Consider the following 9154-nt stretch of genomic DNA (forward strand, 5'->3'; position numbering starts at 1 on the left):
TGGTGATGGAACCTAGTCGAGAAAGAGCAACTTTAGACATACAATCTCCTCATCCATTTATAAAAGGAGTCACGGCTGCAACACCGATTATGATCGGTTATTTGCCAATTGGTATTACATTTGGTTTATTGGCAAAACAAGCCGAATTATCATTGTATGAGTTAACAGCGATGAGTGTATTTGTTTTTGCTGGCGCAAGTCAATTTATGGCAGCAAATATGATAGCAGGTGGCATTGGTGTGGTTGAAATTATTGTCGCAACGTTCATTTTAAATTTCCGGCATTTTATTATGAGCTTATCAGTAATGAATGCTTTAAAAGTCATTCCGCTGCGATTTAAAGTTTTGATGTCTGCTGGATTAACGGATGAAACGTTTGCGTTGTCATCTATGAACATTGATAAAGTGAAAGAAGAAAAAAGTCATTATTTCTATCTTGGTTTAATTAGTGCTTCTTATTTTACATGGGTATTTGGTTCATTTTTAGGTGGCCTTGTTGGAGGATTTATCCCTCATGCTCTTAGTCAAAGTATGACAATCGCTTTATATGTGATGTTTATTGCACTACTTGTTCCTTCTGTGAAAAAAGAGTGGCGCCTTGGGGTTATCGCACTCATTAGTATGATTTTTAATTATGGATTTAGTCAATTCATGAGTAGTGGATGGGCCATCGTTTTTGCTACCCTTCTAGGTGGTTTTAGTGGGATTTTCTTAATGAGAGGTGAAGAGAAATGATGTGGGTATTAATTGTTGGAATGAGTATTGCCACGTTGCTCCCGCGTATCATACCTGTACTCATTGTCGATAAGTTAACGATGCCACCTTGGCTAGATAAATGGTTGTCAGCAATCCCATATGCAGCACTTGGCGCTCTTATTTTTCCAGGAGTACTAACAGTTTATCCTGATCGTCCTCATATTGGTTTTCTTGGTGCAATTGTTGCTATCGTTTTATCTTCGTTGCGCTTAAACATCTTTCTCGTTTTACTTGGGTCAATTGGAGTTGTATTTGGACTTTCATTTTTATGAAAAATATGCCGTTATCTTCTATGAGGATAACGGTTTTTTGTGTATAATAGTGTCTATTAAAAATATGTTCTAAATAAAAAGGTACATAATTGGAAGTGGCTTTTAAGGGAAATTGCTTTGTGATGAGCCATCATAGGTGCTAATTATGTAAGTGATACTTGTAAAAGTTGAGCGTATCACTTGTTTAAAAGCACCAAACTTTGGGACAATAAAGACAACAATAATTTGCAGGGGGTTTAAATAAATGGAAAACGAAACGAATAAGCCAGTCACAGGAAAAGAAGCGCCTAACGCAACAAAAGTAAAAGAAGGTGACACGATTCAATTAAAAACAGGTGAATTAAAAGGGAAAAAAGGAACCGTTATTATTGTTCGTGAAAACTCTGTGATTGTTGATGTTGGAAAGAGCGAAGAAACGGGAGAGCCGAGAAAAACAGTGATTAACCACCGTAATTATAAAATCGTGAAATAAACGTTGAAAAGCAACACAATCAACATCACGTAAGAGTGCCGAACGTTAAGTGTGCGGCACTTTTGTTATTTGTTTTTGTGAATAATTATACTTTCTTGTACAATAAAGCAAGTAGTAAAAGTAGAAAGGGTTTTGTTTATGTCATTTGATCTTCAATCATTGTCGTTACCAAAAGAAATTCAAACATTGCTTACAAATAGAAAAGAATCTTTTTCAAAAGAGGATGCGTACTTAATTGGTCAGAGTGGCTATACGCCATCTGAAGAAGCCATTTTAGTAGATGCAATCATTGCCTTATCATTAGGGAAAAATGTCTTACTAAAAGGGCCTACTGGATCTGGGAAAACAAAGCTTGCTGAAACACTCTCAAGTATTTTCTCTCAGCCAATGCACAGTGTAAACTGCTCAGTGGATTTAGACGCAGAAGCACTATTAGGCTTTAAAACCATTTCAGAGCGTGAAGGAAAAACGAGCATCGAATTTATAGAAGGTCCTGTCGTTCAAGCAATGAAAAAAGGTCATCTTCTTTACATTGATGAAATTAATATGGCCAAACCTGAAACATTACCGATTTTAAATGGCGTACTTGATTATCGTAAAATGATTACAAATCCATTTACAGGTGAAGTAATCAAAGGAAAAGAAACGTTTGGTGTTATAGCCGCGATTAACGAAGGATATGTTGGAACGGTACCATTAAATGAAGCATTAAAAAATCGCTTTGTTGTTATTGATGTTCCTTACATCCAAGGTAGTAGTTTGAAACAAGTGTTAGTCTCACAGTCGGCATTGAAAGATGAAAAGTTATTAGATAAATTTGTGACATTATCATCAGATTTGATTACACAAGTCCGTAGTGGTCATGTTTCAGAGGAGGCAGCGTCCATTCGTGCGCTCATCGATACGTGTGATTTAGCCCTTTACTTACCACCTATCCGTGCCATTCAGCGTGGCATTATTGAAAAGTTAGAAGATGAAAGGGAAAAAGCAGCCATTCAAAACATTGCGGAAACGCTGTTTGAGTGAGGGGTTTTGAACCATGAGGTTTATTAAATTTAACGATAAAAACATTGATTCTTTTTTATATATGGAACTAGCGGACTTAACCACAACATTGACGAAAAATGATGATGTGAAAGTCGAGTATCGTGTATCTTCTTATTACGACCCGTTAAATCAAATTATTTATTTGAGTCACTTTTGGGATAATCGACCACGACAAGATATGATTCATGGCTTAAAAAGTGACTTATTTTTAAGAAGCATTGGAAGCTATAAACATTGTAACTTTAAAGATGTTGATCGTTACATTAAACAAATTCGAAAAACTTCTGTTTCTAGCTTAGCAAAGCAGTTATTTATGTTATTTGAAGATATTCGTTTAGAGGAACTGTGTAAAAGAGAACGTCCGGGTACAAAAAAAGTGTTTGCAACACGTCGTGATTTGTACCGTAAATACTTTTCTACACAATTAAATACAAATATGACAAAAAGTGTACAAACCGATGCGTTGTTTAACGGAATGTATTTGCTGTTAACATCAGAGAATCCGTTTGAGGAAATACCTTTCATCAATGAGTCTATTGACCTCGCAATGCCATTTGTACGTGACGAGCTCATGAAAGTATATGAAGCGAAAACAACGAAAGATATTTCAAAAATTTGTTTAGATCTTGTAGATGTATTTGAAGACATTTTAGAGCGCGATATGTTAAATACGTACTTCTTACTTCCTGAGTTAGATTATGAAGAATTAGACGATGGTTTAACTTTTGATGAGTTAAAGCGTAAGTCTAAATTAAGCAATGACGATATTTTAAAACACGAAAAAGATGGCGAAGAAGATTTTCACGAAGAAAAAATGGAAATGTGGCATCGCGAGACGAGTAAACCGACACAAAGTTTTTTGCAGTTTGACATGGAGCAAGGGTCCAAAACAGATTTGCTTGGTGAAGGAGTGCGTGAAGGAGATGACGGTGATCAGGCGCTAGGTATTGTACAAGGGTCAGCGCAAAAGACCTCTCGTAACGACTATTCGCAAATGGAAGCGATGGAAAACAAGCAAAACTTACATGAAGGTGGAGAAGAGAACGAGTACGGGAAAGAAAATAAGTTTGCTTATCCTATTTTTAAAGAAGCACGTATACCAACGGTCAATGAGCAACGAGCTTATGATGAAAATAAAAAACTAATTGCTTCTTATCAAAAGAAATTAAAGCAAATGATTCAAAAAACGCTAGAACATAAGAAAAACCTTCCGCGTAATGAACTTCACATGGGAAGATTGAGTAAAAAGCTTTTAAAGCTTTGGACAGATGACAATCCGCGGATGTTTTATAAAAAAGATCAAGAATCTCCTCAAATTGATGCGGTGTTTTCACTTCTTGTAGACTGTTCCGCTTCTATGTATGACAAAATGGATGAAACAAAGCTAGGAATTACGCTGTTTCACGAAGCGCTGAAATCAGTTATGGTGCCTCATCAAATTGTGGGCTTTTGGGAAGATACGAATGATGCGACAGAGACAAGTCAGCCTAACTATTTAAATACCGTGATCGATTTTCAATCTTCATTACGACGAAAAAGCGGTGCTGAAATTATGCAGCTAGAACCAGAAGAAGATAATCGTGATGGCTTTGCGATTCGCCATATGACTCGTCGATTGTTAAAGCGGAGTGAAAAACAGAAATTTTTACTTGTATTCTCAGACGGAGAACCTGCTGCAATGGGTTATGAGCAAAATGGAATTGTTGATACGCACGAAGCGGTGTTAGAAGCACGCAAGCATCATATTGAAGTCATCAATGTCTTTTTATCAAACGGTGAAATTGAAGAAGCACAGCAAAAAACGATTCAAAATATCTATGGTAAGTTCAGTATTCTTGTCCCAAACATTGAGGAACTTCCAGATGTATTGTTTCCGCTTCTTCGTAAATTGTTGCAAAAAAGTATTTAGGGAAGAAAAGGGAGTAGCAATGATGTTGCTCTCTTTTTATGTGTTAAATTTTCAGAAAAATTAGTATAATGAAAGAAAAGAGAAGAGTCAAAGGGGGACTTGTGGTGAAGATGTATAGTGAATTTCCAATTTTAGAAACGAAACGACTTCGAATGCGTAAATTAAGACTAGAAGATGCAAAAGATATTTTTTCATATGGATCAGATAGCTCTGTTGTACAATATGTCACATGGCATGAACATCAGACGATTGAAGAAAGTGAAAAATTTGTACAGTATGCGCTCGGCCAATATGAGAAAAAACAAATGGCACCGTGGGCGATTGAACTAAAAGAAGAAGGTAAGATGATTGGAACCATTGATTTTGTTTCATGGAATAAAACACACGGCGTCGCAGAGGTTGGCTATGCACTTTCGAAGCAGTATTGGGGTCGTGGGTTTGTACCAGAAGCACTGCAAGCGCTATTAGATCTCGGTTTTAATGAAATGGAACTCATTCGAATTTCAGCCCGTTGTTTCAAAGAAAATGAACAATCAAAACGTGTGTTAGAAAAAGTCGGAATGGCTTATGAAGGGCTCATTCGAAAAGGTATGTATATAAAGGGACAACATCGCGACTTATGCATGTACTCGATCTTAAAAGAAGAGTACATCCAAACGAAGCGAGGGTGTTTAACGATTCATTAATGCAAAAGAGAGTGGGACATAACGAGATGATTCCTTCTCAAAAACGAACAATGACGTTTCTATTATTGTTAGGTTATAAGAACAAGTTCGTTCCTCGCTCCAGCTACTCGTTTTCCGCAGGAGTCGAGTGTCTTACGCTCCGTTCCACTATTCTTTTAAACCTGTTTTTCTAAACTAAAAAATACCCGAACTATAAAGAGTTTATAACTCAAAATAGTTCGGGTATCTTACCCTCTAAAACACTTATGTTCCAGTCTCTTCCTTACTTTAATTACATGTTTTGCATGAAAAAGTAACAAGTTCTGAACAACGAAATGAATCGTCCACCCAGTCACAATTGCATGAATCCCATCGATAGCCGTAAGCAACATTATTTCGAATACAAACGAGAAAGAAAAGGAAGGTACGACCATTTTTTAGTACAATACAAGTTTGCTTTCCAAGGCATTTATACAAGTGACCACAACAAGAAGAATGACAGGTGCAATGGTGATGACAAGAACAGTGATTAAAACATGATGGTGCAGAGTAGTGACAATGAGAGGATGAAAAGCAAGGTGGGATAATAGGGTTGTATGAATAAGGTGAGGAAGATTCATCTATTCTCGACTTATTAAAACGAGGAATACTCATATCGTTCACTCCAACTATTTTTCCTTGCACAGATAAACTGACAAGGTCTACTATTAATATATGTACGACTTTGTAAAGTGGAACAAGCCATCATAAGAAACTGAGTTAATCGAAGTAAACAGAGTACATCGTTTAACTCAGCTTTACCTATTCTTTATCTGTAAACCAAGTGGCACAGATCTTAGAGTGATAGTCTAATTTTTAGTGGATCTTTGCAAATAATGACCAAATGTAAGCAATGGGAAAATCTCATTGTAACTGTGATAGTTAATATAAAATTGACCAGGCAATCCAATTCCTGTTGGATAGTGACGTTGGTGATGAGGGAGCTCATTTGCCTCTAATAAAAATTGCATCCCTTTTGTAATGGCTTTATCGTTTATTGAACAAACTGAAATGAGTGCATCTAAAGCCCATGCTGTTTGAGAAGGTGTGCTAAACGAAAGTGGCTTATAAGTTTTCAACACGGCACTCTCACATGACTCTCCCCAACCACCATCTTCATGTTGAATACTTTTTAACCATTGAATGGCTTTGGCTATTTGAGAATGAGAACGTTCGACACCAACTGCTCGCAGGCCAGTGACAGCAGCCCACGTTCCGTAAATATAGCAAACTCCCCACCTTCCGTACCAACTTCCATCTCGATGTTGTTGAGATAACAGCCAATTCATTGCAGATTGAATCGATGGATGGTGTTGATTCATCCCAGCATACGTACCAAGGTATTCAAGTACTCTTCCTGTTAAATCTGGTGTAGAAGGGTCTGTGGCCGCGTCCTCTGCATTTTCGAGTGGAATATATGTGAAAAGTGGATGATTTGTATTCTTTTCGAATGCCGCAAAGCCACCGTCTTTATTTTGCATCGATAACAACCATGATGTTCCACGTTGCCAAGCCATTCGCACTGTTTCATCACGTATCGCCTTTCTTGAAAGAGCACGTAATGCAGCAGATGTATCATCTAAGTCAGGATTGATTGTATTAATATGAGAAAAGCCCCATCCACCGGGCAAAGCGCCTGGATTATGAATCACCCAATCTCCTTGTTTAGTATGTTGTTTTGAAAGCAAATAATGTAGAGAGCGTTCAATCATTTTATCAGTACTTGAAACACCTGCCTCTTGTAGCGCATAGCTTAAAAGTGCTGTATCCCACACTGTTGATGTTGAATTTTCAAGGTGATCAAAGCCATTTGCGTTTGTCACCAAATTCGTAAGACCGAATAGCGCAGACTGAATTAGTGGACTATCTTTCTTATACTTTAATGCAAGCAGTGCATAAATCATAAAAAATGTTGCACTTGCATAGCTGTTCAATGTTCCATCTTTCTCAATACGGTCTAGCATATAGCGCTCTGCAGCTTGGTAGCCGAGACGTTGGATATATGACGGTAGCGAGGCTAATCGTTTTAATTCAGTTGTAAAAAAAGAAGAAACAGAACGATATTCGTCATACCACGTATCATGAAGGTCGCGGTTTGTAGATCGGATTAAATAGCGAATATCAGGTGTCCATGTGGATTGAACATTTAATTTTTTATTTGCAGCAATCATCATCGGAGCGAAATGAATACGAGCATAGGCGCTTAATTCGTAAAAATTAAGCGGTGAATAAGTCGGTAATAATAAAAGAGAGAGTGGGACATAGAAGCAACGAGGCCACGGATATAATCCATGAACGGCAAGCATCCATTTTGTCATAAAGTGTGTTTTTTCCAATCCTCCATGATGAAGGATAAATCGTTCAGCTTTGCGTAATAGTCGATCTTCTCTTTTGAAATGGCCAGAAAATAAAAGTGCTGTATAAGCTTGAACGGTGGTTGATAAGTTTCCTCGCTTTTCATCTTCGTGCAACTTCCATACCCCATCTGACGTTTGTAAGTGTAAAAGGCGGTTCACAAGTCGTTGAATGAGCTGTTCGTTTTTTACTTCTAATGTACGTAAGGTCATAATCATAAAAGCATCGGTCATAACACTTCCTTCAAACATATATCGCCACGAGCCATCTTGATGTTGGTGAGCTCGCAACGTCTCTACTCGTTTATTAATTTCAGCTTGTATTTTATGATTCATTTTTATCACCTCGCAATGTTACTACTTTATTCAAAGTGAAAAGAGGGTATGTTTAAAGTTGCAAAAGTAAAAACGCTTCGTGCACACTATAGAAAAACGTAACGGAGTGAAAAGTGTGCAGCAAATTGAAGTGCAAGTTATTCAAGGAGTGGGAACATATCGGGAACTAGGAAATTTACAAGGGCGTCTTCATCTACATTCAAAGTTAGAGGCAAATCATAAAAAACGCCGCAAGCGTTCAAGTCGAAATTACCATGTGAATGTGCAAGAAGCAAAAGCGTATTATGAACACTTTGCCCCTTTTTTATCATTTCAGTCGAGAAGACCCCCACCTCAAGGAATGAGAAAGGCCAAGCCCAATGAGTAGGTGGGGGATGAATCGCCTTCGGACAAGGGATGGCTTACTTGCCATCTCGATTGTCCAACTGTTCGAGTGCGAGTTGCAGTAAATGAAAAATAGCTTGTGTACGAGTACCAAAACCCTTTCGCTCGTTGTATATGTCGACTCTATCTAAAAAAGTCTTGGGAAATCTTAAGACAACGGATTGTGTTTCCATATCTTCACCTCTAAATGAAATGGAATATCTATCTAATATGGTATAATATGTATATCTCAACGCACGAGGAGGTGAAAGTCATGTTAGTCAATAAAGCCTATAAGTTTCGGATTTATCCTAATAAGGAACAAGAAATCTTAATCGCTAAAACAATCGGTTGTTCTCGCTTTGTTTTCAATCACTTTTTGGCGAAATGGAACGATGCTTACAAAGAAACGGGGAAAGGGTTAACTTATAACGCTTGTTCGTCTCAATTAACACAACTAAAGAAAGAATTCGTTTGGTTAAAAGAAGTAGACAGCATTGCGATCCAATCCTCACTAAAAAACCTTGCCGANTACGATTCTTTAAAAAGCAGAACAAAGCACCACGTTTCAAGTGTAAAAAGAATCACGTGCAATCCTACACAACCAAGCATACGAATGGCAATATTGCCATTGTAGACAACAAAATCAAGTTACCTAAACTGGGACTCGTTAAGTTTGCGAAAAGTCGTGAAGTAGAAGGGCGTATTCTTAGTGCGACAATCAGACGACATCCAAGTGGGAAGTATTTTGTATCCATTCTTGTTGAAACAGAAGTTCAAGAACTTCCTAAAACAGGCTCGTCTGTTGGTGTGGATGTTGGTCTAAAAGATGTTGCGATTCTTTCAACAGGTGAAGTATTTAGTAATCCTAAATGGTTTCGCAAACTGGAAGAAACATTAGCGAAAGCACAGCGTGTTCTCTCCAGACGACAGGAATTAGCA

8 protein-coding genes and 2 pseudogenes are annotated in these 9154 nt (G+C 37.7%); 9 read left to right on the forward strand and 1 reads right to left on the reverse strand.

Going from position 1 to position 9154, the window contains the following annotated elements; translation table 11 throughout:
• Window positions 1-5 precede the first annotated feature (5 nt).
• The 6 genes from DIS06_RS04025 (at window position 6) to DIS06_RS04050 (ending at window position 5141) form a co-directional block, all read left to right on the forward strand.
• Window positions 6-734 carry an AzlC family ABC transporter permease gene (locus DIS06_RS04025; RefSeq protein ID WP_110111987.1) on the forward strand — a complete coding sequence of 243 codons (729 nt, stop codon included), beginning with the start codon at window positions 6-8 and terminating at the stop codon, window positions 732-734.
• Complete coding sequence (locus DIS06_RS04030; RefSeq protein WP_110111988.1) at window positions 731-1027, forward strand: AzlD domain-containing protein; 297 nt, start codon at window positions 731-733, stop codon at window positions 1025-1027. The genes DIS06_RS04025 and DIS06_RS04030 overlap by 4 nt, the downstream gene beginning before the upstream one ends.
• A 244-nt stretch (window positions 1028-1271) precedes the next feature.
• Window positions 1272-1499: a DUF2187 family protein gene (locus DIS06_RS04035; protein WP_110111989.1), complete on the forward strand. Its 228-nt coding sequence runs from the start codon at window positions 1272-1274 to the stop codon at window positions 1497-1499.
• A 138-nt stretch (window positions 1500-1637) separates the two neighbouring features.
• Window positions 1638-2525 carry an ATP-binding protein gene (locus DIS06_RS04040; protein WP_110111990.1) on the forward strand — a complete coding sequence of 296 codons (888 nt, stop codon included), beginning with the start codon at window positions 1638-1640 and terminating at the stop codon, window positions 2523-2525.
• A 13-nt stretch (window positions 2526-2538) separates the two neighbouring features.
• Complete coding sequence (locus DIS06_RS04045) at window positions 2539-4455, forward strand: vWA domain-containing protein (RefSeq protein ID WP_110111991.1); 1917 nt, start codon at window positions 2539-2541, stop codon at window positions 4453-4455.
• A 110-nt stretch (window positions 4456-4565) separates the two neighbouring features.
• Window positions 4566-5141, forward strand: a complete 576-nt coding sequence (locus DIS06_RS04050; RefSeq protein WP_239421865.1) for a GNAT family N-acetyltransferase — start codon at window positions 4566-4568, stop codon at window positions 5139-5141.
• Between the two features lie 827 nt (window positions 5142-5968).
• On the opposite strand, the gene shc is transcribed toward DIS06_RS04050, so the two are convergent.
• Window positions 5969-7858: a squalene--hopene cyclase gene (gene shc / locus DIS06_RS04055; RefSeq protein WP_110111993.1), complete on the reverse strand. Its 1890-nt coding sequence runs from the start codon at window positions 7856-7858 to the stop codon at window positions 5969-5971.
• 106 nt (window positions 7859-7964) lie between these two features.
• Here shc and DIS06_RS04060 point away from each other — a divergent pair, with 106 nt between their 5' ends.
• The 3 genes and pseudogenes from DIS06_RS04060 to DIS06_RS20515 all read left to right on the forward strand — a co-directional run.
• Entirely contained in the window at window positions 7965-8216 is a 252-nt protein-coding gene (locus DIS06_RS04060) for a hypothetical protein (protein ID WP_110111994.1), read from the forward strand.
• Window positions 8217-8486: 270 nt separating this feature from the next.
• Window positions 8487-8743: pseudogene (locus tag DIS06_RS20510) on the forward strand (helix-turn-helix domain-containing protein); the annotation flags it as partial.
• A 1-nt stretch (window position 8744) separates the two neighbouring features.
• Window positions 8745-9154, forward strand: a pseudogene (locus DIS06_RS20515) (RNA-guided endonuclease TnpB family protein); the annotation flags it as partial.

Source organism: Bacillus sp. CGMCC 1.16541 (assembly GCF_003184905.1).
Classification (GTDB): Bacteria; Bacillota; Bacilli; order Bacillales; family Bacillaceae_H; genus Priestia.

Coding starts and splice junctions, on each gene's coding strand:
- DIS06_RS04045 (WP_110111991.1), top strand. CDS start 2,539: ATGAGGTTTATTAAATTTAACGATAAAAACATTGATTCTTTTTTATAT.
- DIS06_RS04030 (WP_110111988.1), top strand. CDS start 731: ATGATGTGGGTATTAATTGTTGGAATGAGTATTGCCACGTTGCTCCCG.
- DIS06_RS04035 (WP_110111989.1), top strand. CDS start 1,272: ATGGAAAACGAAACGAATAAGCCAGTCACAGGAAAAGAAGCGCCTAAC.
- DIS06_RS04050 (WP_239421865.1), top strand. CDS start 4,566: ATGTATAGTGAATTTCCAATTTTAGAAACGAAACGACTTCGAATGCGT.
- DIS06_RS04025 (WP_110111987.1), top strand. CDS start 6: ATGGAACCTAGTCGAGAAAGAGCAACTTTAGACATACAATCTCCTCAT.
- DIS06_RS04040 (WP_110111990.1), top strand. CDS start 1,638: ATGTCATTTGATCTTCAATCATTGTCGTTACCAAAAGAAATTCAAACA.